Here is a 22,249-nt window from a genome sequence, read left to right as displayed (position 1 = left end):
GCCGATGGCTGTTGCGCCCACTGATGTCTTGTTATGCGCGGTTGCCGGTGCCCACGGGGTGCGCGGCGACGTAAAGATCAAGACATTCACGGGCGACCCGGCAGCGGTTGCAGACTACGGGCAGGTGCATACGGAAGACGGGCGGCGTTTCACGCTGACCGTCAAGCAGCCGGTCAAAGGTGGCATGGTTGCAAAGCTTGATGGGGTCACAGACCGCGATCAGGCACAGGCGCTTAAAGGCACCCGCCTTTATGTGCCGCGTTCAGCGCTCGGCGAGGCCGAGCCGGACGAAGACGGTGAAGAGGCTTATTTCCATGCGGACCTTGTGGGGTGCGTGCTGGTGGATGAGCACAACAAGGAGATTGGACGGGTGACTGCCGTTCACGATTTTGGTGCGGGCGATCTTTTAGACGTTCTGCGCAGTGACGAGGTCGGCGCGGGTAAATCCTTGCTGGTGCCGTTCACGCGCGCGGTGTGTCCTGAGGTTGATATTGCCGCGCGCCGCATCGTGTGTGTGCCGCCTGTCGGTCTGCTTGATGACGCAGAAAGTGAGGCGCCCGATGACGACGCCTAGCTGGACTGCAACCGTATTGACGCTGTATCCGGAGATGTTTCCGGGGCCGCTGGGGGCAAGCCTTGCGGGCCGCGCGCTGGATGAGGGCAGGTGGGCGCTGGATGCGCGCAACATCCGCGACCATGCGCTGGACAAGCACCGCACGGTGGATGACACGCCCGCGGGCGGCGGGCCGGGCATGGTGATGCGGGCTGACGTGGTATCGGCAGCGATTGATGCGTGTGCGGATCAGCCAGGCCCGCTGGTGTATATGACGCCGCGCGGTGTGCCGCTGACGCAAAGCCTCGTGCGCGAGATTGCGTCCGGCCCCGGCGCAAAGTTTGTGTGCGGACGGTTTGAAGGTGTGGACGAGCGGGTGTTTGCAACCCGGCCGGGCCTTGAGGTGTCGCTGGGTGACTTTGTTCTGTCGGGCGGTGAGGCGGCGGCGCTGACCATGATTGATGCCTGCGTGCGGCTGTTGCCGGGCGTGATGGGGGCGGAGGCTTCGGGCGACGACGAGAGTTTTGAAAATGGCCTGCTGGAATACCCGCACTACACGCGGCCCCAGCAGTTTGACGGCATGGACATTCCGGCGGTGCTGACCTCCGGCCACCATGAAAATGTGCGTGACTGGCGGCGACAGCAGGCCGAGCGCATCACGAAAGAACGCCGGCCTGATTTGTGGGCGGCCTACACGCATAAACAAGCGGGCGCGCCAACAGCGCGTCCATCTGTAGATCACTAGAAGAACGACGAAAGAAACGAGGGTTTATCCCATGAACATCATCGAAACCATCAATGCCGAACAGGCAGCGAAACTGAGCGAAAACAAGAAAGTTCCTGATTTTCGCCCCGGCGACACCGTGCGCGTCAACGTGAAGGTTGTGGAAGGCTCGCGCGAGCGTATCCAGGCCTATGAAGGTGTGTGCATTGCGCGCTCCGGCGACGGTCTGCATCAAAACTTCACTGTACGGAAGATTTCGTACAACGAAGGTGTGGAGCGCGTGTTCCCCATCCACTCGCCGCTGATTGATTCAATCGAGCTGGTGCGGACAGGTAAAGTGCGGCGCGCCAAGCTGTATTACCTGCGCGGTCGTCGCGGCAAGTCGGCACGTATCGCCGAGCGGGTGGACCACAAGAACGGCCCCAAGGGCAAGAAGAAAGCCTAAGGCGCTTTTGGGTTCGTCGCTCGCCCCACATGCCTGCTTCCCCGCGACTTGATCGCGGGGCCCAGAGCAGCACGGCGACGCTCTGGCGGGTTGCTCTGGCGGGTTGCTCTGGATCCCGGATCAAGTCCGGGATGACAAGAGGGGCGAGGGTGAAACCCACACTGGCCGCGCGGTGTAATTGCGCGGCGGCGGCATTTATATATGCGCCGTGACGATCAACGAAGAAGGAAGCATGGCGATGTCCGCACCCACTGACAGTCCACGGACGATGTACGACAAGATCTGGGACGCCCATAACGTGGAAACCCGCGAGGATGGCACGGGCCTGCTGTATATCGACCGGCATCTTGTTCATGAGGTCACCAGCCCGCAGGCCTTTGAGGGCCTGCGCATGACCGGCCGCACCGTGCGCCGTCCTGAAAAGACGCTGGCCGTGGCCGACCACAACGTGCCGACCACGGATCGGTCGCAGGGCATTGCGGATGAGGAAAGCCGCATCCAGGTAGATACGCTGGAAGCCAACTGCAAGGAGTTCGGCATCGAGTATCTGCCGATGACAGACAAGCGGCAGGGCATTGTGCATATCGTCGGGCCGGAACAGGGCTTTACGCTGCCGGGCACCACCATTGTGTGCGGCGACAGTCATACGTCCACGCACGGCGCGTTCGGTGCGCTGGCGCATGGCATCGGCACGTCGGAAGTTGAGCATGTGCTGGCCACGCAAACGCTGATCCAGAAGAAAGCCAAAAACTTTCGGGTCAATGTGGAAGGCACGCTGCCGGAGTACCTCACCGCCAAGGACATTATTCTGGCCATCATCGGCGAGATCGGCACAGCCGGCGGCACGGGCTACGTGATTGAGTTTGCCGGCCCGGCCATTCGCGCGCTGTCCATGGAAGGCCGCATGACCGTCTGCAACATGACGATTGAAGGCGGCGCGCGCGCCGGGCTGATCGCGCCTGACGACAAGACCATTGATTATTTCCGCGGCCGTCCGCGTGCGCCGCAAGGCGCTGCGTGGGATGCTGCGGAAGCCTACTGGCGTTCGCTGCCGTCTGATGAAGGCGCAAAGTTTGACCGCGAGATCACGCTGGACGTCAACAATCTGGCCCCAATCGTCACCTGGGGCACCAGCCCGCAGGACGTGGTTTCGGTCACCGGCATGACGCCGGACCCCGCCACAATTGAAGACGCGGACAAAGCCCGCTCCGTCGAGCGTGCGCTGGCCTATATGGGGCTCAAGCCCAACACCAAAATGACCGACGTGGCGGTTGATACGGTGTTCATCGGTTCATGCACAAATGGCCGCATCGAGGATTTGCGCGCCGTCGCCGAAGTCGCCAAAGGCAAGAAGGTGAAACCCGGCGTGCGCACACTGGTTGTGCCGGGCTCAGGTCTTGTGAAGGAGCAGGCGGAAGCTGAAGGCATCGACAAGGTGCTGATCGAAGCAGGCTTCGACTGGCGCGAGCCGGGCTGCTCCATGTGCCTCGCCATGAATGCCGACAAGCTGGCGCCGGGCGAACGCGCCGCCTCCACCTCCAACCGCAATTTCGAAGGCCGTCAGGGCCGCGGCGGACGGACACATCTTGTGTCGCCTGCGATGGCGGCAGCAGCGGCGATTGCCGGGCACTTTGTTGATATTCGGGATGTGAAGTAGGGGGGGCCTTTTTGAGCACTACTCAAGAGCTTCTTGTCGAACTTGCCCGATTGTTCGTGGAGTTGATGGGGCTACTAGCGTGGCCTGTCGCGATAGTTATCGTCGTGATCCTGCTTAAATCGCACATAGCGGAACTGCTTGGCCGCATTACTTCACTCCGCCACAAAGGCACCGAACTGACATTTGGTGAGGCTACCGACAAAGTCAGCGAAGAGGCGAGAGAGGTGCTTTCGACGGTCACAACTGCGAAGGAGGGCGAAAAAACTCTAAAGGCCCGAGGCTCGCTTCAAGAAGACAAGTTTCTTGCATTGATACCGCTTGTGAACACCCATCCCGATATGGCTGTAGTACAGGCTTGGAAGTACGTTGATGAGCAGATCCGCGAGTTCCCCGGGGTGCTGCAAGCTGGTGAGAAATACCTTCCGACTGCAAGAGTGATAGGGCGGCTTGCGAACCAAGGGCTCGTTCCCGATTCAGTTATCCCGGCTCTCAAAGAACTAAACGCCCTCCGAAATCGTGCAGTCCATGAGTCGAAAGCTAACATTTCATCGAGCGCTGCCGCTCAGTACGTTGAAGCCGCTTCCGATGTTTATGAAACCCTTTGGATGTTGTCATAGAACGCGCAGTAGCTCTGTGACGACCATCTTATCTTTTTGGTCAAAAGGAATGCGGAATGGATAAATTCGACAAACTCACGGGCGTTGCGGCGCCGCTGCCGATCACCAATGTCGATACCGACATGATCATTCCCAAGCAGTTTTTGAAAACGATCAAGCGCACCGGGCTGGGCGTCAATCTGTTTGACGAGATGCGCTATGGCGATGACGGCAAGGAGTTGCCGGATTTTGTGCTCAACCAGCCGGCCTATCGCGACGCCAAAATTCTGGTGGCGGGCGACAACTTCGGCTGTGGCTCGTCGCGCGAGCACGCGCCATGGGCGCTGATGGATTTTGGCATTCGCTGCATCATCTCCACATCGTTCGCGGACATTTTTTACAACAACTGTTTCCAGAACGGCATTTTGCCGATTGTTCTGCCCAAGGCGGACGTGGACAAGCTGATGGACGATGCCGAGCGCGGCGCCAACGCGGTTGTGTCGGTTGATCTTGAGGCTCAGGAGATCAAAGGCCCGGACGGCGGCACGATCAAGTTCGAGATTGATGCCTTCCGCAAGCATTGCCTGCTGAACGGGCTGGACGCCATCGGCCTCACCATGCAGCAGGCCGACGCGATTGATGCGTTCGAAGGCAAGGACAAGGCGGCGCGTAGCTGGGTCTGACGGCGACGGCTGCGGACTTCGCTACTCACCCCTTCCCCCACTCTTTTTAGCCACCCTTTTCACCCACTCTCTTTCGCCACCCTCCGGCTTGACCGGAGGGGCCATGCGGAGGGTGGGAGCGGAGAGCCAGATGGGTCCTCCGGTCAAGCCGGAGGATGGGCGGTGTGTGGTGTCGGCTGCACCTCTATTTGTAGTGCGGTACGTGGTGTTGGGGCGTGCGTCCCGAAAAAATCAAAAAAAGTTATCCACGGTCTCCCGCACCCCCTCATACTTGGCGGTATGCCTCGCGCTTGTGGGCAGTCCGGTCCGTCCGGGTGCTGGGTGCGGGGGCGGATGCCGTTGAGCGTGTGTGGCCTGTCCGATCGGGACAAGGATCAGGACCATGCAGCGCGGGCCAGCGATTAACGGGCGCTGGCGGATACGGCGGTGACAGTCTTGCTGATGCCTATGTCCATAGGCATCCCGGCGGTTCTCGCGTCCCCTACGAGGGCTAGACCGGTTACAAATGTTGCGCCGGGCGGTGCGGGTAACACCCAAGCCGCGCCGGTGGAAACGGCTGGCGCCTAAGACCATCCGCGCAGGAGCGCTTGCCCCACAGGGCGGCCGACACGCCTGTTGATGTTGCGACAGAACGGACATGCTGCCTCAGGGCAGCGCTCCTGCCACCCACTTTTTACCGTTGCGTCTCATTGGGGGATGTGCGGCTTGCAGTGCTGTGATTTTTGTTTCCCCCCACCCCCGGCCCCTCCCCACGAGGGGGAGGGGAGGAACGTGGCATGTTCTCCCTCCCCTTGATGGGGAGGGCCGGGGTGGGGTGACAGCGCCGACGGTTTTTCATTGCATTTTATGTGCCCGCCCCACGCTTTGTTCAGCGCTCGGTGCAAGGGTGGTGGCGCTTGCCCCATGTCCCTGCTAGGAACCTCGCGCACTGTCAAAAATATCCTTCGGAGGCCCGACGCTGATGACCACCCAGAACATTCTCCTGCTGCCCGGCGATGGCATTGGCCCTGAAGTGATGGCGGAAGTGCGCCGGGCGATTGAGTGGATGAACAGTCAGGGGCTGACATCATTCGAGGTTGAAGAAGGCCTTGTGGGCGGCGCGGCCTATGACGCGCACGGCCAGTCGATTTCTGACGACGACATGGCGCGCGCCATGGCGGCCGACGCGGTTTTGTTCGGCGCTGTGGGCGGTCCCAAGTGGGACGATGTGCCCTATGATGTGCGGCCCGAAGCGGGTCTGTTGCGGCTGCGCAAGGATATGGAGCTGTTCGCCAATCTGCGCCCGGCGATATGTTTCGGCGCGCTGGCGGAGGCGTCCTCCCTCAAAAAGGAACTGGTTGAAGGGCTCGATATCCTGATCGTCCGTGAACTGACGGGCGGGGTGTATTTTGGTGAGCCGAAGGAAATCATCGAGCTTGAAAACGGCCAGAAGCGCGGCATCGATACGCAGGTGTATGACACCTACGAGATTGAGCGCATTGCCGCTGTGGCGTTTGATCTGGCGCGCACGCGCGACAACCGGGTGTGCTCCATGGAAAAACGCAATGTGATGAAATCCGGCGTGCTGTGGCACGACGTGGTGAGCGATGTGCATCGCCGCGACTATGGAGATGTGCAGTTGTCGCACATGCTGGCAGACGCGGGCGGTATGCAGCTTGTGCGCGCGCCAAAGCAGTTTGATGTGATTGTCACCGACAATCTGTTTGGCGACATGCTGTCGGATGTGGCGGCCATGCTGACGGGTTCTCTTGGCATGTTGCCATCGGCTTCGCTGGGTGCTCCGGGTGCGGATGGAAAGCGCAAGTCGCTGTATGAGCCGGTGCATGGGTCCGCCCCTGACATTGCGGGTCAGGGCATTGCCAACCCGATTGCCATGCTCTCCAGCCTTGCCATGTGTCTGCGCTATTCGTTTAACATGGGTGAGGCGGCCGACCTGCTTGAAGGCGCTGTAACGTCGGTGCTCGACAAGGGTCTTCGGACAGGCGACATCATGCAGGACGGCATGACCAAGGTCTCCACCTCGCAGATGGGCCGCGCCGTTGTGGAAGAGATGGCGTCTTAGCCATTACCAGTGCCGGTTGCGGTAGCCGCGATTGTAGAGCCACGGCCAGTGCGGGCCGAAATAATATCGGTTGGTGGCGCGGCGCTGTTCCAGTGCCAGGCGTTCGTCAGCCCGTATCTCGCGCAGCTTCAACAGGCAGGTGCTGAAGGCTTCCGTGTCAGGGGTGAAGCCAAGTTTGCTGCATTCTGCCTTGTCGGCGGCGAGCACGGCCTGGGCGTGTTGTGCCCGTTGTTCGGGCGTGGCGCAGGCGGTCAACAGCAGCAAGGCACACACGGCAAGCGCTGGTGAGGTGAAACGGTTTTTCATGATCCGCTCCTAAAGGCCGATGCCAATGCCGATGCCGACACCAAAGTTTCCGCCTGAGTCATGGCGGCGCTCGGCGGCGCGAATCTCGCGCAGCTTGAGGCGGCAGTTGCCGTAGGCTTCCGTGCCTTCCTCAAAGCCAAGTTCGAGGCAGTTTTGATGGTCGGCTGCATTTTGTGCGGCAATCTCGCTTTGGCGGTCGCCGGCACAGCCTGAAAGCGTCAGGGCCAGAATACAGATCGTGGCCGGAACGCTGAAGTTGAGTGGTGACATCGGGCACCTTTCCAAGTGACTTATCCACCCCCGCGCTGGGCAAGCGTAGCATATGACGGCGACATGCCATATGTCGGCGCGGATGAAGGCGCGGGTCTGCCATGTGGCAGTGCGGGTGCCGCTTTCATTGACTGATACAGGGTGTAATGAGATATACACCGCCCAAATTGGGGCCAAAACCAAGGCTCGAAACAGGATTGGATTATATGAGTTTGAAAGTCGCCGTTGTGGGTGCCACGGGCAATGTGGGCCACGAGATGCTCAACATTCTTGAAGAGCGCCAGTTTCCCGCCACCGAAGTTGTGGCCATCGCCTCGCGCCGCAGTCAGGGCCGGGAAGTGTCGTATGGCGACCGCAAGCTCAAGTGCCAGTCGCTGGAAAATTATGACTTTTCCGGCACCGACATTGTGATGATGTCGGCGGGCGGCAGCGTCTCGAAGGAATGGTCGCCCAAGATTGCCAAAGCGGGCGCGGTTGTTATCGACAATTCGTCCACCTGGCGGATGGACCCGGATGTGCCCCTGATTGTGCCCGAAGTGAATGCGGACGCGATTGCGGGTTACACCAAGAAAAACATCATCGCCAATCCCAATTGCTCGACGGCGCAGCTTGTGGTGGCGCTCAAGCCGCTGCACGATCTGGCGCAGATCACGCGGGTGGTTGTCTCCACCTATCAGTCCGTGTCGGGCACCGGCAAGGACGCGATGGACGAGCTGTTCAACCAGACGCGGGCTGTGTTTGTGGGTGATCCGATTACGCGCGAAATCTATCCCAAGCAGATTGCGTTCAACGTCATTCCCCATGGCGGTGACTTCATGGAGGACGGCTACACCACCGAAGAGTGGAAGATGACGGTTGAGACGAAAAAGATTCTTGACCCGAAGATCAAGCTGACGGCGACGTCTGTGCGGGTGCCGGTGTTTGTGGGGCACGGCGAAGCGGTGCACATCGAGTTTGCCAGGCCGATTTCCGACAAGCAGGCACGCAAGGTGCTGCGCGAGTCTCCCGGTATTCTTGTGGTGGATAAGCGTGAGGACGGCGGCTACGTGACGCCGGTTGAGTGCGTGGGCGATTTTGCGACGTTTGTGAGCCGCATCCGGGTGGACCCGACCGTTGAAAACGGTCTGGCGCTGTGGGTAGTGTCTGACAATCTGCGCAAGGGAGCAGCGCTCAATGCCGTGCAGATCGCCGAAGTGCTGAACACGAAGTATCTGGCGAAGGTGGCCTAGCTCAAAATCCGCAAAGCCCGCCTCTTTACACGTCGGCGGATTTTTATATAATCACGGTTATGCCAAAACAGGTCGATCATGATTTGCGCCGGTCCCAGCTTGCCAATGCGGCGATTGCCGCCATTGATGCGCAGGGGCTGGACAGCGTGCGGCTGGTGGATGTGGCGCGCGCCGCCAGGCTGACCACGGGGGCTGTTACCCACTATCTCAGCAACAAGGACGAGGTGTTGCTGGCAGCTTTTGACGAGGTGTGCGCACGCACGTTGCTGCGTGTCGGCGGCACGGGTGGGCAGACGCTGCTGGAGCAGGCGCTGACATATCTGCCGCATGACGAACACAGCGCGCGCGAATGGCGCGTGTTCCTGCAGTTCTGGGGGCGTGGCGTCAGTGATCCGGTTTTCCGCACCCGCCACCGCGTTGCCTATGAGGCTATTTCACACGTGCTGCGCCTTGACCTTGAACAGCGCGGTGTCGCGGCGGCCCCCGTTGTGGCAGACGCCATTATTGCCGCCGTTGATGGCGTGGCTGTGCGCGTGTGCATGGAGCCGGACGCCTGGCCCATGACGCGGATGCGCGCCACGCTTGCAGCGCTCATTGATCCCCTCATGAATGCGCATACACCTTCCCGAACGGAGATGACCTGATGCCACAGCTCACCAGCCTTGATGCCGCCACGGCAACGCAGGATGACATTGCCACCATCATGGCCCGCGATGGTGCAATGATTTTGACCGGCCTCATGGACGACGCGCTGTTTGCGCGCGTTGATGCTGAAACGCAGCCGCTCATGGACTTGTCGGCAAAGGGCAATGACGCGTTTACCGGCCACAACACCACCCGCACCGGCGCGCTGGTGGCCCGTTCGCCTGCGTGCCGCGAAGCTGTGATGAATGCGACCGTGCTTGAGGCGGCCAACGCGTTCTTATTGCCCTACTGTGACCGCATCCAGTTGCACCTGACACAACTCATACGGTTGTTGCCGGGGCAAGGCAGGCAGCCGTTGCACCGGGACCGGCTGGCATGGGGCGGCTACCTTCCTGACATCGAACCCCAGTTCAATACCATCTGGGCACTGACGGATTTCACGGTCGAGAACGGTGCCACGCAGGTTGTTCCCGGCAGCCACACCTGGGACGAGGCCCGCGAGGCGGAACCGCACGAGGTTTGTCAGGCAGTAATGCCGCGTGGCTCGGTGCTGTTGTACACGGGCTCGGTGATCCATGGCGGCGGTGAAAACAGATCGTCGGCACCGCGGGTCGGCATGAACATCACTTATTGTCTGGGTTGGTTGCGCACGGAGGAAAACCAGTATCTGTCGTGCCCGCCGGATGTGGCGCGCACGCTGGACCCGGCTCTGCAGGAACTGCTGGGATACACGATGGGCTCTTACGCGCTGGGCTATTTCAGCCCGCCGCAGCCCAACCCGGATATCCCTGATACCGTGCCACCTGAGCTTGCCCTTGGCCGCCTGCCGCGCGAAGCGCCAACCGCAAAGAAGATCATGGACAAGCTGGAAGGCGATGTGCCGTCTTTCGTGCCGCTTGACCGGTCATGACCATGCGAAGTGTAAACGCGCGTTAAGATATATCGCATACGGACGTCTTTTTTCGTGCGTTGCGCCAATCTTAACCTTCTCCTGCCATGCTCTTTTGCTGAACCCTATTGTGTTTAGTACAGCGTAATGAGAGTGGCATGGGCGATCCTGCCGTTACCGACAACACCATATGGCTGTTGGTTTGCACCGTTCTTGTGCTGCTCATGCAGGCAGGTTTCACCTGCCTTGAGACAGGTCTCGTTCGCGCCAAAAACTCCATCAACGTTGCCGTCAAAAATGTGGCTGACTTTTGTGTCGCCAGTCTTGCGTTCTGGGCTGTCGGCTTCGGGCTGATGTTTGGCGCCACGGCGTCTGGCGTCATCGGTACGTCGTTCTTCTTCTTTGATCCGGGCAATACATCGGGGGCAAGCGCTGCCTGGCTTATGGCGTTTTTCTTTTTCCAGCTCGCATTCTGCGGGACGGCCACCACCATTGTGTCGGGTGCTGTGGCCGAGCGGATGAGTTTTCGCGGTTATCTGCTGACCGCGCTTGTGCTGAGCGCGTGCATCTATCCGGTGTTTGGTCACTGGGCGTGGGGCGGATTTGGCATTGATACCCAGATGGGCTGGCTGCAGGCCATGGGCTTCATTGATTTTGCCGGGTCCACTGTTGTGCACAGCATTGGCGGCTGGGTGGCGTTGGCAGCAGTGCTCATCATCGGGCCGCGTCTTGGACGGTTTGATGAAAACAGCAAAGCGACCGAGTCCCACAACACGCCGGTTGCGGTGTTTGGCATGTTCTTGCTGTGGGTTGGTTGGTTCGGGTTTAATGGCGGCTCAACGCTGGCGATGAACGCCTCCGTGCCGCACATCATGGTGCATACGCTGATTGCGGCTGCCGCCGGTGGTGCTGTTGCCATGGCACTCACATGGAGCAGGCGGGGCGCGCCCAACGCAGTTGATACGCTCAACGGCGTGCTGGCGGGTCTTGTGGCCATTACGGCGTCAGCGCATGTAGTGACTGTGGGCTCGGCGATTTTGATTGGCGGTATTGGTGCAACAATTGCGCTGGGCTGCCAGATGCTGTTGATCCGTATGCGTATTGATGACGCGGTCAGCGCTGTGCCGGTGCATCTGGCGGCGGGCATCTGGGGCACGCTTGCGGTGGCACTTTTAGGGGATGCGACCCTGTGGGGCACCGGTCTGACGCGGATGGAACAGCTTGGCGTGCAGGCGTTGGGCGTGACCGTTGCGGGCGTGTATGCGTTTGGCATTGGCTACGCGGTGTTGTCTGTCATCAATGTGTTTTTGCCGTTGCGGGTGTCGGCCCATGCCGAGCACATTGGCCTCAATGCATCTGAGCACGGGGCGTCAACGGCCATTCACGATCTGATTTTCTCGATGGATACGCAGCGCCAGACCGGCGATTTTTCACAGCGCGTGCCGGTGGAGCCCTATACGGAAGCAGGACAGATCGCCGCCCAGTACAACCAGGTACTGGACAAGGTGGATGGCGAGATCAGGGCGCGCGAGCAAACAGCACAACAGTTGCGCACCGCACGCGACCAGGCTGAAACAGCGAACGCCGCCAAGTCGGAGTTTCTGGCCAATATGAGCCATGAACTGCGCACGCCGCTTAACGCCATCATCGGATTTTCAGAAATCATCAATGGCGAGATATTCGGCCCGGTCGATAATCCGCAGTACAAAGAGTATATTTCTGATATTCACGACTCTGGTACGCATCTGCTGTCGATCATCAACGATATTCTGGACCTGTCGAAGATTGAATCAGATAGCTATCAGCTGGCGGAAGAAGAGCTGGATATTGCGGCAGTGCTGGACGCCTGCGGGCGGATGATCCGCACGCGCGCTGAAAGCGGTGAGCTGACGTTTGAGGTAGATATTGAACCCGACCTTCCGTGGCTTGTGGGCGATGAGCGTGCGCTCAAGCAGATGGTCATCAACCTTGTGTCCAATGCTGTGAAGTTTACGCCCAGGGGTGGCCATGTGGCGCTGCGGGCGCGGCTTGAGGCCGACGGACGGCTGGCGCTTGAAGTGGCGGATACGGGCGTGGGCATTGCGCGCCAGGACATTGCCCGCGCGTTCGAGCCGTTCCAGCAGTTGTCGCTCGATGCGACAGTTTTCAAGGCGGACGGCACCGGCCTTGGTTTGCCGCTGACGGCTGCGCTTGCACGCAGTCATCAGGCAACGCTTGTGGTGAACAGCGAGCCGGGCAAGGGCACGTCTATCACGCTGCGCTTTCCCAACGCCCGCGTGCTGGCCCGGAAAAAACAGGTTGGCGCGCTCACCGCCTAACCGGCAGACGATGCATCCACAATATCAGCGCGTCCCGCAATCAGGGGCAGTTCGCGCAGATTGTCATTCCTGGCGCGGGCAATCAGTGCGCTGACGGTGCCGGTTGCCGCCGCCGCAGCCTTGCTGACGGGCACACCCTTTAGGCGATTGCCCAGATAGACCGCGGCGGTAACATCGCCAACGCCGTTTGGCGGCGAAAGGCTCATTGGCGTTTCGTGCCTCGTCAGGGTTTTGCCGTCAAAAGCCAGATTGGCGATCATGCCTGGTGATGATCCGGGCACAGATGTCACCAGGGTTTCGGGGGCGGGCAGTGCCATTGCGGCCTTGAAGATGGCTGAAGGGTCGCGCAGTGGCCACGGCGTGTCCGTGAGTATTGATAACTCAAACACATTGGGCGTGGTCATGGTGGCGAGCGGCATCAGCGTGTCGCGGATAGCCTCAGGCACGCCGTCGGCAACATAGACCCGCGTGCCTGCCTCGTCGGCATCACCGATGATCGGGTCTATCAATACCGGCAGGCCGGGCCGTGCAGTTGTCAGGGTGCGGATGGTTTGAGCGGCAATTTCTGTTTGCTGAGGCGAGGCGAAATAGCCGGTCATTACGGCGCTGACACTCTCCATCCAGCCTCCGTCGGTCAGGCTTGCAAGCAGTGCTGCCAGTTCATCGGCGGATGTGGCGCGGCCTGCGGGTCTGGCGTGGCCCGGGTGGTGGGACAACAGCACGGTGGGCACCGCCCACACATCATGCCCAAGTACCTGCAACACAAACTGCGCCGCCGAGTTACCCACATGCCCGGCAACAACCTGAGAGGATATGGCGAGAATGCTCATGGGAGTGGCGGTACTTCTGGTGCGGGTTGGCGCGGTTGACGGTTGGGACATATGGTATGCGCCGTGTTGCTGTTCGACGATACAGAAATTGAGGTTTTATGTTACCGCAGTTTGATGCTGGCCGCCCGCGCCGGTCCGTTTTGTATATGCCCGGTGCCAATGCCCGTGCGCTTGAAAAGGCGCGAACGCTGGATGCGGATACGCTGATTTTTGATCTGGAAGATGCTGTTGCACCTGACGCCAAGGAGCTTGCCCGCTCGCAGGTGGTTCAGGCGGTGCGCGCAGGCGGCTATGGCGCGCGCGAGGTTATCGTGCGGGTCAACGGGCTGGATACGCCATGGGGGGCGGATGATCTGGCGGCCATAAAGGGCGTTGGTGCTGACGGGGTGCTGATCCCCAAGGTCAACGGGCCGGGCGACATAGATGCTGCGGCCAGCGCGCTCAAGGATGAGCCGATCTGGGCGATGATGGAAACACCGGCCGCGATGTTTGCCGCGCAGGAGATTGCGCAGCATCCGCTGTTGTGCGTGCTGGTGATGGGCACCAATGATCTGGTGAAGGAACTCAAGGCGGCCCGTGTGCCGGGGAGGGCACCGCTGGTGACAGCGTTGCAGATGTCGCTGCTGGCGGCGCGCGGTGCGGCGTGCATTGCCATTGATGGGGTCTATAACGACATAAAGAATGCCGCCGGGTTTATTGAGGAGTGCGAACAGGGGCGTGATTTTGGCTTTGACGGCAAGACGCTGATCCACCCCTCGCAGATTGCTCCGTGCAATGAGGTTTTTGCGCCTTCCACAGAGGCCGTAGAGGAGGCGCGTGCGATACTTGCAGCGTTTGATGCGCCCGACGCCAAGGGCAAAGGCGTGATTACCGTCGGCGGCAAAATGGTTGAGTTGCTGCACGCCGAAGAAGCCCGGCGGCTGGTGTCCGTGGCGGATGCGATTGCAGCAAAGGAAGCAGCGGCGTGAGCGGCCTTAAATCAAACAGGGGCAATTTCCTTGAGGATTTCGCCGTTGGTCAGACCCTTGAGCACCCAACACCCCGCACCGTAACGGCGGGCGATGTGGCGCTTTATACGGCGCTGTACGGGTCACGGTTTGCGTTGCAGTCGTCGGAGATTTTTGCGCAAACCTGCGGGCTGCATCTGGCGCCGGTGGATGACTGGCTGGTGTTTCACATTGTGTTCGGCAAGACGGTGCCGGATATCTCGCTCAATGCGGTGGCCAATCTGGGCTATGCGGAAGGGCGCTTCGGGGTGCCTGTCTATGCGGGCGACACATTGCGCGCGGTATCGGAGGTTATCGGCCTCAGGGAAAACTCCAACGGCAAGACCGGCGTTGTGTATGTGCGCACGTGCGGGCTGAACCAGAACAATCAGGACGTGGTGTCGTATGTGCGCTGGGTGATGGTGCGCAAGCGGGATGAGGCGTCGGTGATTGCCGGGCATCCCCCGCCTGAGCTGGCAGACCATGTGGGGGCGCAAAGCGTTCTGTCCCGCACGGTGCCGGATTTTTCAAACTTTGATTTTGGTCTCAGCGGCGAGCCGCATCGCTGGGGCGACTATGCGGTGGGTGAAAAGATCGACCACATGGACGGCATGACCGTTGAAGAGGCCGAGCACCAATTGGCGACGCGGCTGTATCAGAACACGGCGCGGGTGCACTTCAATCAGTTTGCGGAAGCACGCGGCAGGTTCGGCAGGCGGCTGATTTATGGCGGCCATGTCATCAGTCTGGCCCGCGCACTGTCGTTTAACGGGCTGGCCAATGCCGTGAAAGTTGTTGCGCTCAATGGCGGGCGTCACGTGGCGCCGCTGTTTGCAGGAGACACGGTGTTTGCCTGGAGCGAGGTGCTGGACAAGGCTGAGGTCGCAGGCCGCGACGACGCAGGCCTTTTACGCCTGCGCCTGATTGCGACCCGTGATCTTGCGTGCGCGCAGTTTCCGTTGCCGGACGAGGCGGATGGTGTGATCCTTGATCTTGATATGTGGGTGGCCATGCCCCGCTAGGCAGCAGTGTCAGCGAAAGAGCGCCAACCCCTCCCCCTCGATGCGGCGGGACTGGCCTTCTTCTTCCAGCAGCACAGCATAAGGCGCGAGCGGGAATGCGCCTGCGTCATCGGCGGCAAAATAGCAGGTGATCTTGCCGGTGAGGACGGCGCCATCAGGCGGGCCGGGCGGCAGTACGCGTTCATACGGCATGGCTATTTCAAGGGTGCTGCCAAATGCGTCCCCCAGCCGCTCGTCCTTCAGGTAGGTCTGGCGGGCGCCACGAATTATGAGTGCTTCGTCCGGGTCCATGCCGTCGGGCACTCCGAAAAAGTCTTCGAAGCCCTGTTGGCAGACGCGCAGATGCGGCGTGGAGAGGCTCGTCAGGCCGGGGTCAACGATGAGATTGAGGATTGTCTCAGCTTGCGGCGCTGTGTCCTGAGCCGAGGCGGGAAGTGCTGCGAACGCAAGGGTGGCGGCAAGCAGTACTGCGGAAGTCAGTCGGTTGTTGACCGGGTTGGAGATGGGCACGTGGATGGCCTCGCAAAAGGGTGGCGTCAAAAAGGGAGTGTAATGTGCGCTCAAATGCGCGGGATAGAACCGGAGAGTAGCGCTGCATCGTGTCGAAAAATTGTCCGGCTGACCCTGCGTAAAGGGGTTCGATAGGCTCCACGTTTGCTGCGGTTCAATTCGGCCATGCAGCTGTTCAAGCCTCGTTTTTGAGGGCAGGTCGTTTGTCACACGCCCTTGCCCAGGATAAGTGCCCGCTATAAGTAAGCAGCAACAGGGATTTCCCTTGAGTTTCTAAGGTTTTTGAGAGGCATTCGCAAATGGCTGACGCGCCCGTGGAGGCTGCTGCAAGACAGCGGCCCTTGTCGCCGCATCTGGGGATATACAAGCCCCTGATGTCTATGATGATGTCGATTGTTCACCGCATTACCGGTGTCGCGCTGTTTTTCGGCACGCTCATTCTGGCGTGGTGGCTGGCGGCGGCAGCTATTGGTCCTGATGCCTATGCCACGTTCATGGCGACGGCGGACAGCACCATCGGGCGGCTTGTGCTGTTTGGCTACACGTGGGCGCTGATCCACCACATGCTGGGCGGGTTGCGGCATTTCTTGTGGGATTCAGGCCACGGCTTTGCGCTGCGCACGGTTGATGTGCTGGCCTGGGGTACGCTCATCTGCTCGATCACGCTGACATTGGTGATCTGGTTTGCCACCTTCCGTATGATGGGAGCCATGTAATGACTGATCTTCGCACGCCGCGCGCCAAAGTGCGCGGGCTTGGCTCTGCCAAAGACGGCACCGGCCACTTCATTGCGCAGCGCGTGACCGCCATTGCCATGGTGCCGCTTGGCATCGCCCTTGTGGCGGCGATCATTTCGCAGCTTGGCGCCGAGCATGAAAGCTTTAAGTCCTTCATCGGGCATCCGCTGGTGGCGGTCGGCTTTTTGCTGCTGATCTTTACCGGCACCTATCACATGCGCCTTGGTATGCAGGTGGTCATTGAAGACTACGTGCATGGCGAGGGTCTGAAGGTTCTGTCGCTTCTGGCGACCACATTTTTTGCGATTGGTATCGCTGCTGTTGCCGGGTTCTCGGTTTTGAAACTGGCTTTGGGCGCGTAAGGGGTAAGCTGCATGAGCACGACCACAAGCACTAACGGATCGACAAACGGCGCGGCAACGGGACCAGCCTATAAAATTACCGACCACACGTTTGACGTTGTGGTGGTTGGAGCCGGCGGTTCGGGTCTGCGCGCCACGCTGGGCTGCGCTGAGGCGGGTTTGCGCACCGCGTGTATCTCCAAGGTGTTTCCCACCCGCTCGCACACGGTGGCGGCGCAAGGCGGCATCTCCGCGTCGCTTGGCAATATGGGCGACGACGACTGGCGCTGGCATATGTACGACACCGTCAAGGGGTCTGACTGGCTGGGCGACCAGGACGCGATTGAATATCTGTGCCGCAACGCGCCCAAGGCTGTGTACGAGCTTGAGCATTTTGGTGTGCCGTTCTCTCGTACCGAAGAAGGCAAGATCTATCAGCGCCCGTTCGGCGGCATGACCACCAATTACGGCGAAGGCATTGCCCAGCGCACATGTGCGGCTGCTGACCGCACAGGCCACGCCATTTTGCATACGCTGTATGGTCAGGCGGTGCGCCACAACGCCGAGTTCTTCATCGAGTATTTTGTGCTCGACCTCATCATGAATGAAGGCCGCTGTGTTGGTGTGATGGTGCTCAATATGGATGATGGCACCATCCATCGGTTCCGCGCCAACATGGTGATTTTGGCCACCGGCGGCTATGGCCGCACGTATTTTTCCTGCACCTCGGCGCATACTTGCACGGGCGATGGCAATGCCATGGTGCTGCGCGCCGGCCTGCCGTTGCAGGACATGGAGTTTGTTCAGTTTCATCCGACCGGCATTTACGGGTCGGGCTGCCTGATTACCGAAGGCTCGCGTGGTGAGGGCGGCTACCTCACCAACTCCGAAGGCGAGCGCTTCATGGAACGCTATGCGCCGTCCGCCAAGGATCTGGCGTCGCGCGATGTGGTGTCGCGGTCCATGAGCATGGAAATCCGCGAGGGGCGCGGCGTGGGTGCGGAAGGCGATCACATCTTCCTGCATCTGGATCACCTGGACCCCAAGATCCTAGCAGAGCGTCTGCCGGGCATTTCTGAGTCCGCGCGTATCTTTGCGGGCGTTGACGTGACCAAAGAGCCGATCCCCGTGCTGCCGACGGTGCATTACAACATGGGCGGCATTCCCACCAACTTCCATGGTGAGGTTGTGGCGCCCAAGGATGGCGATCCGGATGCGGTTGTGCCGGGGCTGATGGCCATTGGCGAAGCGGCGTGTGTGTCCGTACACGGTGCAAACCGTCTTGGTTCCAACTCGCTGATCGACCTTGTGGTGTTCGGCCGTGCGTCAGGTCTGCGCTGCGCGGAGATTTTGACGCCGGGCGAAAGCCAGCCTGATCTGCCCAAGGATGCGGGCCACAATGCGTTGGCGCGTCTTGATCGCTTCCGTTACGCCAGCGGCAGCACGCCAACGGCAGACCTGCGCCTCAAGATGCAAAAGAGCATGCAGACCAACTGTGCCGTGTTCCGCACCGGTGAAACGCTGAATGAGGGTGTGTCTCAGATGGCGGACATCTATTCGGGGCTGCCGGACATTCGCGTCACCGACCGCTCAATGATCTGGAACTCGGACCTGATCGAAACCCTTGAGTTCGACAATCTGATTTCTCAGGCCGCCGTTACCATGAACTCTGCCGCCAACCGCGAAGAGAGCCGCGGTGGCCATGCGCGCGAAGACTTCCCTGATCGCAACGACGATGAGTGGATGAAGCACACGCTGGCGTGGGTGGATGACAAGGGCAATGTGTCGATGGATTTCCGTCCGGTGCACAGCTACACCATGAGTAACGACGTTCAGTACATCGCGCCCAAGGCGCGCGTCTATTAAGCGTAAAGAGGACTTGAGCAAATGGTCGAACTGACGCTGCCGCGCAATTCGAAGATCAACGGCAAGGGCAAAACCTATGCGGCTCCCAAGGGCGCCAAAAAGGTGAAAACCTTCAAGGTCTATCGCTGGTCGCCGGACGATGATGAAAACCCGCGGGTGGATACCTACAAGGTTGATCTGGCCACGTGTGGCCCGATGGTGCTGGACGCGCTCATCAAGATCAAAAATGAAATGGACTCGACGCTGACGTTCCGGCGCTCATGCCGCGAAGGGATTTGCGGGTCGTGCGCCATGAACATTGACGGCACCAACACGCTGGCCTGCACCAAGGCCATTGAGGATGTGTCGGGCACGGTGGCAATATATCCGCTGCCGCATATGCAGGTGGTGAAGGACCTGGTGCCGGACCTCACCAACTTCTATGCGCAGCACGCCTCCATCGAGCCGTATCTGAAAACCGATACGCCCGCGCCTGAAAAGGAATGGAAACAGAGCCGCGAAGATCGCGAAAAGCTGGACGGGCTGTATGAGTGCATTTTGTGCGCGTGCTGTTCAACGGCGTGCCCCAGCTACTGGTGGAATGAGGATCGCTATCTTGGCCCGGCCGCGCTGCTGCAGGCATACCGCTGGCTGGCCGACAGCCGCGACGAAGCCAAGGGCGAGCGGCTTGATAATCTGGAAGACCCTTTCCGCCTGTACCGCTGCCACACCATCATGAACTGCGCCAAGGCGTGCCCCAAGGGCCTGTCGCCGGCCAAGGCGATTGCCGAAATCAAGAAGATGATGGTCGAGCGTCAGGTCTAAATGCTTTTGCATCACCACGTATGCACGGCCCGCTACAATCGTGGCGGGCCGTTTGCGTTTGCGGCATGGCGGGATGCTTATCCCCGCATGGCCGGGATCGTGTAGACTGCGCTCATGAGTATTTCAGCCCTGCATCACGTTCAGCTTGCCATGCCTGCCGGGGGCGAGGATGCCGCCCGGCGCTTCTACGGGGAGTTGCTGGGCCTGCCGGAAGTGCCCAAACCCGCCGACCTCGCCAGGCGCGGTGGTTGCTGGTTTGAAGACGGCAATATTCGCGTTCACATGGGCGTCGAGGCCGATTTCCGCCCGGCGAGAAAGGCGCATCCGGCATTCGAGGTCACAGACCTTTCAGCCCTGCGTGAGCGAATGATAGCCGGCGGCGTCGAGGTTCGCGACGATACCGCCCTTGAGGGCTTTGCACGGTTTTTCGTGGCGGACCCGTTCGGCAACCGTATCGAGCTATTGCAGCCGCTCTAGGTGGGGCAACCGACAGTGGTCTGCGCTGTCATGCATTTATGGGCGTTGGTTCAACCGAAATACGCGCCGGGGAGGTCGCTATGGAGTTTGTAGATGTGCTGCGCTGGGCCGCCAGCGGTACGGGCATCGTGGCGGCGCTGATGGTCGCCGCCCATATTTCGGTGCGGGTCACGGGCTACGGGTTCGTGATTTTCACCGTGTCGTCGGTGATGTGGATCACTGCCGCCTGGTTCGGCGACCGCGAGCCTCTGGCGCTGCAGAACATTATTCTGTTCGGCATCAACCTGTTCGGTGTTTACCGCTACCTCTGGCGCAGACCGACGCAGCGGCACGCAGCCTGACGACATATGTGCAAGCGGCTTTCGCGGTGCCACTTGACCTGTTTTATAATTCCATTATTGTCAAAAAATGAAAACAATTGATGCTGTTGAGGCTTTTGGTGCGCTCGCGCAGGAAACCCGGCTGGATGTGTTCCGGCTGCTGGTGAAGGCGCACGACCCTGACCCGAAACTTGGCGGGATGGCGGCGGGGGAGATTGCAGCGCGGCTGAAGCTGGCACCTGCCACGCTGTCGTTTCACCTCAAGGAGCTGGCGCGCGCGGGACTGCTGGTCAGCCGCAAGGACGGGCGCTCGATCATTTATCGGGTGCAGTTCGACAAGGTGGCGACGCTGGCCAGCTTCCTGCTGGAAGACTGTTGCGAAGGCCGCTGTGGCGTGTGCGTCAGCACGGCCGCTCCTGCCAAACAATCCGTATGAGGAGAGAACCCTTGAGCACGCAAAAGGACGACCGCAATACGACTGTTTCGGTTGGCGAGGCAAACGCCACCCCTCACGCCAGCCCTCGCGCCCTCAATGACAAAACCGATGAGAACAAGCCCGCTGTCTGTGGCGCGTCGCGGGGTGATGCGCCGACCACCTCTCCCGTTGAAACATATGCGCCGCCGCCGATCACAAAGGGTGGTCCGGGTGGGTGCTGCTGATTTTTAAGGCCATCGCGAAAGGACAAGCATCATGGCTGACACATACAATGTACTGTTCTTGTGTACCGGCAATTCGGCGCGCAGCATCATGGCGGAGAGCATTCTCAACCGCATCGGCAGGCCGACGTTCAAGGCGTTTAGTGCAGGCAGTCACCCCAAAGGGGAAATCAATCCTGGCGCGCTGACGCTGTTGCAAAAGCTCAACTACCCCATCGGTGAGTTGCGCTCGAAGAACTGGGATGAGTTTTCAGCCGCCAGCGGCGTTCAGGGGGCACCGGATCTCGATTTTGTGTTCACCCTGTGTGACAGCGCGGCGGGCGAAATGTGCCCGGCATGGCCGGGTCAGCCGATGACGGCGCATTGGGGGTTTGAAGACCCTGCTGCGGCTACCGGCTCGGAGGCGCAGATCGCCCAGAAGTTTGCCGAGATTTACGGCCAGATCGAGCGACGCCTGACCATTTTCGTCAATCTTCCGATCTCCTCCCTCGACAAACTCTCGCTGCAAAAGCGACTGGATGAAATTGGCCGCGATCTGTCGCAAGCCGGCTAGGCACACCATGAGCGACATCACACTTTCGCGTCGTCTGGCTGCTGAAGCGGCAGGCACGGCCATTCTGGTTGGCACGGTCATCGGCTCCGGCATCATGGGCGCAGCGCTTTCCGTGGGAAACGACGCGGTGGCGTTGTTGGGCAATACGATTGCCACGGGTGCCATTCTAGTGGTGCTGATCTTGGTGTTTGGGCCTGTGTCGGGCGCGCATTTCAATCCGGCGGTGACATTCGCATTTTGGCTCAGGCGTGAAATCACGCTTGTGGCAGCGCTTGCCTATGTGGGGTTTCAGATTGCCGGCGGGCTTTTGGGCACCGGGCTGGCGCATGCGATGTTTGAGCTCGACATCGTCCAGGCATCCACCCATGTGCGTGAAGGCCCGCCTCAGTGGCTGGGTGAGTTTCTGGCCACGTTTGCGTTGTTGGCGTCCATTCTGGCGCTGCTGAAAACGCGACCGGAGGCTATTCCCTACGCGGTGGGACTGGTGATTACGGCGGGCTACTGGTGGACATCGTCCACCTCGTTTGCCAACCCGGCGGTGACGATTGCACGGGCATTTACCGACACGTTTGCGGGCATCCGTCCCGATGACGTGCTGCCGTTTATCGCCGCGCAGATGATTGCCGCAGCGTCTGCCGTTGGTTTCTTCGGGTGGTTGTACAAGCACCGCTAGTGCTCACCCCGTTTTGCGATGCACGGCGACTGACAGCGACCGAGACAGAGGCGGGCATGGCTTGCAGCGTGTGCCGCGAAAGCGCTAAGTGACTGC

27 protein-coding genes are annotated in these 22,249 nt (G+C 60.3%); 23 read left to right on the top strand and 4 right to left on the bottom strand.

Going from position 1 to position 22,249, the window contains the following annotated elements; genetic code table 11:
• The first annotated feature begins 4 nt into the window (after positions 1–4).
• The 7 genes from rimM to leuB all read left to right on the top strand — a co-directional run bounded on the left by rimM (position 5) and on the right by leuB (position 6,720).
• Complete coding sequence (gene rimM / locus RIB87_RS05330; protein WP_350144293.1) at positions 5–574, top strand: ribosome maturation factor RimM; 570 nt, start codon at positions 5–7, stop codon at positions 572–574.
• Positions 561–1,298: a tRNA (guanosine(37)-N1)-methyltransferase TrmD gene (gene trmD, locus RIB87_RS05325; RefSeq protein ID WP_350144291.1), complete on the top strand. Its 738-nt coding sequence runs from the start codon at positions 561–563 to the stop codon at positions 1,296–1,298. The genes rimM and trmD overlap by 14 nt, the downstream gene beginning before the upstream one ends.
• Positions 1,299–1,329: 31 nt before the next feature.
• Positions 1,330–1,722: a 50S ribosomal protein L19 gene (gene rplS, locus RIB87_RS05320; protein ID WP_350144289.1), complete on the top strand. Its 393-nt coding sequence runs from the start codon at positions 1,330–1,332 to the stop codon at positions 1,720–1,722.
• A 238-nt stretch (positions 1,723–1,960) separates the two neighbouring features.
• A complete protein-coding gene (gene leuC, locus RIB87_RS05315) occupies positions 1,961–3,379 on the top strand; it encodes a 3-isopropylmalate dehydratase large subunit (protein WP_350144286.1) in 1,419 nt (472 codons plus the stop codon).
• A gap of 11 nt (positions 3,380–3,390) precedes the next feature.
• A complete protein-coding gene (locus RIB87_RS05310) occupies positions 3,391–3,996 on the top strand; it encodes a hypothetical protein (RefSeq protein WP_350144284.1) in 606 nt (201 codons plus the stop codon).
• Positions 3,997–4,052: 56 nt separating this feature from the next.
• Positions 4,053–4,658: a 3-isopropylmalate dehydratase small subunit gene (gene leuD, locus RIB87_RS05305; RefSeq protein WP_350144282.1), complete on the top strand. Its 606-nt coding sequence runs from the start codon at positions 4,053–4,055 to the stop codon at positions 4,656–4,658.
• A gap of 961 nt (positions 4,659–5,619) precedes the next feature.
• Positions 5,620–6,720, top strand: a complete 1,101-nt coding sequence (leuB, locus tag RIB87_RS05300) for a 3-isopropylmalate dehydrogenase (protein ID WP_350144280.1) — start codon at positions 5,620–5,622, stop codon at positions 6,718–6,720.
• 3 nt (positions 6,721–6,723) lie between these two features.
• Here leuB and RIB87_RS05295 read toward each other — a convergent pair whose 3' ends face one another.
• Entirely contained in the window at positions 6,724–7,026 is a 303-nt protein-coding gene (locus RIB87_RS05295; RefSeq protein ID WP_350144278.1) for a hypothetical protein, read from the bottom strand.
• A 9-nt stretch (positions 7,027–7,035) separates the two neighbouring features.
• Entirely contained in the window at positions 7,036–7,296 is a 261-nt protein-coding gene (locus RIB87_RS05290) for a hypothetical protein (protein WP_350144276.1), read from the bottom strand.
• A gap of 206 nt (positions 7,297–7,502) precedes the next feature.
• Between RIB87_RS05290 and RIB87_RS05285 the strand changes: the two genes are divergently transcribed.
• The 4 genes from RIB87_RS05285 to amt all read left to right on the top strand — a co-directional run bounded on the left by RIB87_RS05285 (position 7,503) and on the right by amt (position 12,377).
• Positions 7,503–8,525 (top strand): aspartate-semialdehyde dehydrogenase, encoded by a 1,023-nt coding sequence (locus tag RIB87_RS05285; RefSeq protein ID WP_350144273.1) that lies wholly within the window; start codon positions 7,503–7,505, stop codon positions 8,523–8,525.
• An 83-nt stretch (positions 8,526–8,608) separates the two neighbouring features.
• Positions 8,609–9,169: a TetR family transcriptional regulator C-terminal domain-containing protein gene (locus RIB87_RS05280; protein WP_350144271.1), complete on the top strand. Its 561-nt coding sequence runs from the start codon at positions 8,609–8,611 to the stop codon at positions 9,167–9,169.
• Entirely contained in the window at positions 9,169–10,080 is a 912-nt protein-coding gene (locus RIB87_RS05275; protein ID WP_350144269.1) for a phytanoyl-CoA dioxygenase family protein, read from the top strand. The genes RIB87_RS05280 and RIB87_RS05275 overlap by 1 nt, the downstream gene beginning before the upstream one ends.
• Before the next feature lie 137 nt (positions 10,081–10,217).
• On the top strand, positions 10,218–12,377 hold the full coding sequence (amt, locus tag RIB87_RS05270) for an ammonium transporter (protein ID WP_350144267.1): 2,160 nt from the start codon (positions 10,218–10,220) through the stop codon (positions 12,375–12,377).
• On the opposite strand, the gene RIB87_RS05265 is transcribed toward amt, so the two are convergent.
• Positions 12,374–13,207 (bottom strand): bifunctional hydroxymethylpyrimidine kinase/phosphomethylpyrimidine kinase, encoded by an 834-nt coding sequence (locus RIB87_RS05265; protein ID WP_350144265.1) that lies wholly within the window; start codon positions 13,205–13,207, stop codon positions 12,374–12,376. The genes amt and RIB87_RS05265 overlap by 4 nt on opposite strands.
• A 98-nt stretch (positions 13,208–13,305) precedes the next feature.
• Here RIB87_RS05265 and RIB87_RS05260 point away from each other — a divergent pair, with 98 nt between their 5' ends.
• Both RIB87_RS05260 and RIB87_RS05255 read left to right on the top strand, forming a co-directional pair.
• Entirely contained in the window at positions 13,306–14,175 is an 870-nt protein-coding gene (locus tag RIB87_RS05260) for an HpcH/HpaI aldolase/citrate lyase family protein (protein WP_350144263.1), read from the top strand.
• On the top strand, positions 14,172–15,215 hold the full coding sequence (locus RIB87_RS05255) for a MaoC family dehydratase (protein WP_350144261.1): 1,044 nt from the start codon (positions 14,172–14,174) through the stop codon (positions 15,213–15,215). Before RIB87_RS05260 ends, RIB87_RS05255 begins: the two co-directional genes overlap by 4 nt.
• Before the next feature lie 9 nt (positions 15,216–15,224).
• Here RIB87_RS05255 and RIB87_RS05250 read toward each other — a convergent pair whose 3' ends face one another.
• Entirely contained in the window at positions 15,225–15,725 is a 501-nt protein-coding gene (locus tag RIB87_RS05250) for a hypothetical protein (protein ID WP_350144259.1), read from the bottom strand.
• Between the two features lie 299 nt (positions 15,726–16,024).
• Between RIB87_RS05250 and sdhC the strand changes: the two genes are divergently transcribed.
• The 10 genes from sdhC to RIB87_RS05200 all read left to right on the top strand — a co-directional run bounded on the left by sdhC (position 16,025) and on the right by RIB87_RS05200 (position 22,153).
• Positions 16,025–16,441: a succinate dehydrogenase, cytochrome b556 subunit gene (sdhC, locus tag RIB87_RS05245; RefSeq protein ID WP_350144257.1), complete on the top strand. Its 417-nt coding sequence runs from the start codon at positions 16,025–16,027 to the stop codon at positions 16,439–16,441.
• On the top strand, positions 16,441–16,824 hold the full coding sequence (gene sdhD, locus RIB87_RS05240; protein WP_350144255.1) for a succinate dehydrogenase, hydrophobic membrane anchor protein: 384 nt from the start codon (positions 16,441–16,443) through the stop codon (positions 16,822–16,824). The genes sdhC and sdhD overlap by 1 nt, the downstream gene beginning before the upstream one ends.
• A 12-nt stretch (positions 16,825–16,836) precedes the next feature.
• On the top strand, positions 16,837–18,669 hold the full coding sequence (gene sdhA, locus RIB87_RS05235) for a succinate dehydrogenase flavoprotein subunit (RefSeq protein WP_350144252.1): 1,833 nt from the start codon (positions 16,837–16,839) through the stop codon (positions 18,667–18,669).
• Positions 18,670–18,690: 21 nt separating this feature from the next.
• Complete coding sequence (locus RIB87_RS05230; RefSeq protein WP_350144250.1) at positions 18,691–19,473, top strand: succinate dehydrogenase iron-sulfur subunit; 783 nt, start codon at positions 18,691–18,693, stop codon at positions 19,471–19,473.
• Between the two features lie 114 nt (positions 19,474–19,587).
• Positions 19,588–19,950: a VOC family protein gene (locus tag RIB87_RS05225; protein WP_350144248.1), complete on the top strand. Its 363-nt coding sequence runs from the start codon at positions 19,588–19,590 to the stop codon at positions 19,948–19,950.
• Between the two features lie 80 nt (positions 19,951–20,030).
• Positions 20,031–20,291 carry a hypothetical protein gene (locus RIB87_RS05220; protein WP_350144246.1) on the top strand — a complete coding sequence of 87 codons (261 nt, stop codon included), beginning with the start codon at positions 20,031–20,033 and terminating at the stop codon, positions 20,289–20,291.
• A gap of 67 nt (positions 20,292–20,358) precedes the next feature.
• Entirely contained in the window at positions 20,359–20,706 is a 348-nt protein-coding gene (locus RIB87_RS05215; RefSeq protein ID WP_350144244.1) for an ArsR/SmtB family transcription factor, read from the top strand.
• An 11-nt stretch (positions 20,707–20,717) separates the two neighbouring features.
• On the top strand, positions 20,718–20,930 hold the full coding sequence (locus RIB87_RS05210) for a hypothetical protein (RefSeq protein WP_350144242.1): 213 nt from the start codon (positions 20,718–20,720) through the stop codon (positions 20,928–20,930).
• 31 nt (positions 20,931–20,961) lie between these two features.
• Positions 20,962–21,480, top strand: coding sequence for an arsenate reductase ArsC (locus RIB87_RS05205; RefSeq protein WP_350144240.1), 519 nt, complete (start codon positions 20,962–20,964; stop codon positions 21,478–21,480).
• A 7-nt stretch (positions 21,481–21,487) separates the two neighbouring features.
• Positions 21,488–22,153, top strand: a complete 666-nt coding sequence (locus tag RIB87_RS05200) for an aquaporin (RefSeq protein WP_350144238.1) — start codon at positions 21,488–21,490, stop codon at positions 22,151–22,153.
• Positions 22,154–22,249: the final 96 nt, after the last annotated feature.

Origin of the sequence: Pyruvatibacter sp. (assembly GCF_040219635.1) — a bacterium.
Taxonomy (GTDB): Bacteria; Pseudomonadota; Alphaproteobacteria; order CGMCC-115125; family CGMCC-115125; genus Pyruvatibacter.
The sequence above is the reverse complement of the archived record's forward strand: the minus strand, read 5'-3'. Positions and strand labels throughout refer to the sequence as shown.

What these genes read in the sequence shown, in the direction of transcription:
- sdhD (WP_350144255.1), top strand. Translation starts at nt 16,441, where the DNA reads ATGACTGATCTTCGCACGCCGCGCGCCAAAGTGCGCGGGCTTGGCTCT.
- RIB87_RS05265 (WP_350144265.1), bottom strand. Translation starts at nt 13,207, where the DNA reads ATGAGCATTCTCGCCATATCCTCTCAGGTTGTTGCCGGGCATGTGGGT.
- RIB87_RS05200 (WP_350144238.1), top strand. Translation starts at nt 21,488, where the DNA reads ATGAGCGACATCACACTTTCGCGTCGTCTGGCTGCTGAAGCGGCAGGC.
- sdhC (WP_350144257.1), top strand. Translation starts at nt 16,025, where the DNA reads ATGGCTGACGCGCCCGTGGAGGCTGCTGCAAGACAGCGGCCCTTGTCG.
- RIB87_RS05215 (WP_350144244.1), top strand. Translation starts at nt 20,359, where the DNA reads ATGAAAACAATTGATGCTGTTGAGGCTTTTGGTGCGCTCGCGCAGGAA.
- sdhA (WP_350144252.1), top strand. Translation starts at nt 16,837, where the DNA reads ATGAGCACGACCACAAGCACTAACGGATCGACAAACGGCGCGGCAACG.
- rimM (WP_350144293.1), top strand. Translation starts at nt 5, where the DNA reads ATGGCTGTTGCGCCCACTGATGTCTTGTTATGCGCGGTTGCCGGTGCC.
- leuC (WP_350144286.1), top strand. Translation starts at nt 1,961, where the DNA reads ATGTCCGCACCCACTGACAGTCCACGGACGATGTACGACAAGATCTGG.
- trmD (WP_350144291.1), top strand. Translation starts at nt 561, where the DNA reads ATGACGACGCCTAGCTGGACTGCAACCGTATTGACGCTGTATCCGGAG.
- amt (WP_350144267.1), top strand. Translation starts at nt 10,218, where the DNA reads ATGGGCGATCCTGCCGTTACCGACAACACCATATGGCTGTTGGTTTGC.
- RIB87_RS05295 (WP_350144278.1), bottom strand. Translation starts at nt 7,026, where the DNA reads ATGAAAAACCGTTTCACCTCACCAGCGCTTGCCGTGTGTGCCTTGCTG.
- leuB (WP_350144280.1), top strand. Translation starts at nt 5,620, where the DNA reads ATGACCACCCAGAACATTCTCCTGCTGCCCGGCGATGGCATTGGCCCT.
- rplS (WP_350144289.1), top strand. Translation starts at nt 1,330, where the DNA reads ATGAACATCATCGAAACCATCAATGCCGAACAGGCAGCGAAACTGAGC.
- RIB87_RS05220 (WP_350144246.1), top strand. Translation starts at nt 20,031, where the DNA reads ATGGAGTTTGTAGATGTGCTGCGCTGGGCCGCCAGCGGTACGGGCATC.
- RIB87_RS05225 (WP_350144248.1), top strand. Translation starts at nt 19,588, where the DNA reads ATGAGTATTTCAGCCCTGCATCACGTTCAGCTTGCCATGCCTGCCGGG.
- RIB87_RS05260 (WP_350144263.1), top strand. Translation starts at nt 13,306, where the DNA reads ATGTTACCGCAGTTTGATGCTGGCCGCCCGCGCCGGTCCGTTTTGTAT.
- RIB87_RS05205 (WP_350144240.1), top strand. Translation starts at nt 20,962, where the DNA reads ATGGCTGACACATACAATGTACTGTTCTTGTGTACCGGCAATTCGGCG.
- RIB87_RS05285 (WP_350144273.1), top strand. Translation starts at nt 7,503, where the DNA reads ATGAGTTTGAAAGTCGCCGTTGTGGGTGCCACGGGCAATGTGGGCCAC.
- leuD (WP_350144282.1), top strand. Translation starts at nt 4,053, where the DNA reads ATGGATAAATTCGACAAACTCACGGGCGTTGCGGCGCCGCTGCCGATC.
- RIB87_RS05290 (WP_350144276.1), bottom strand. Translation starts at nt 7,296, where the DNA reads ATGTCACCACTCAACTTCAGCGTTCCGGCCACGATCTGTATTCTGGCC.
- RIB87_RS05275 (WP_350144269.1), top strand. Translation starts at nt 9,169, where the DNA reads ATGCCACAGCTCACCAGCCTTGATGCCGCCACGGCAACGCAGGATGAC.
- RIB87_RS05230 (WP_350144250.1), top strand. Translation starts at nt 18,691, where the DNA reads ATGGTCGAACTGACGCTGCCGCGCAATTCGAAGATCAACGGCAAGGGC.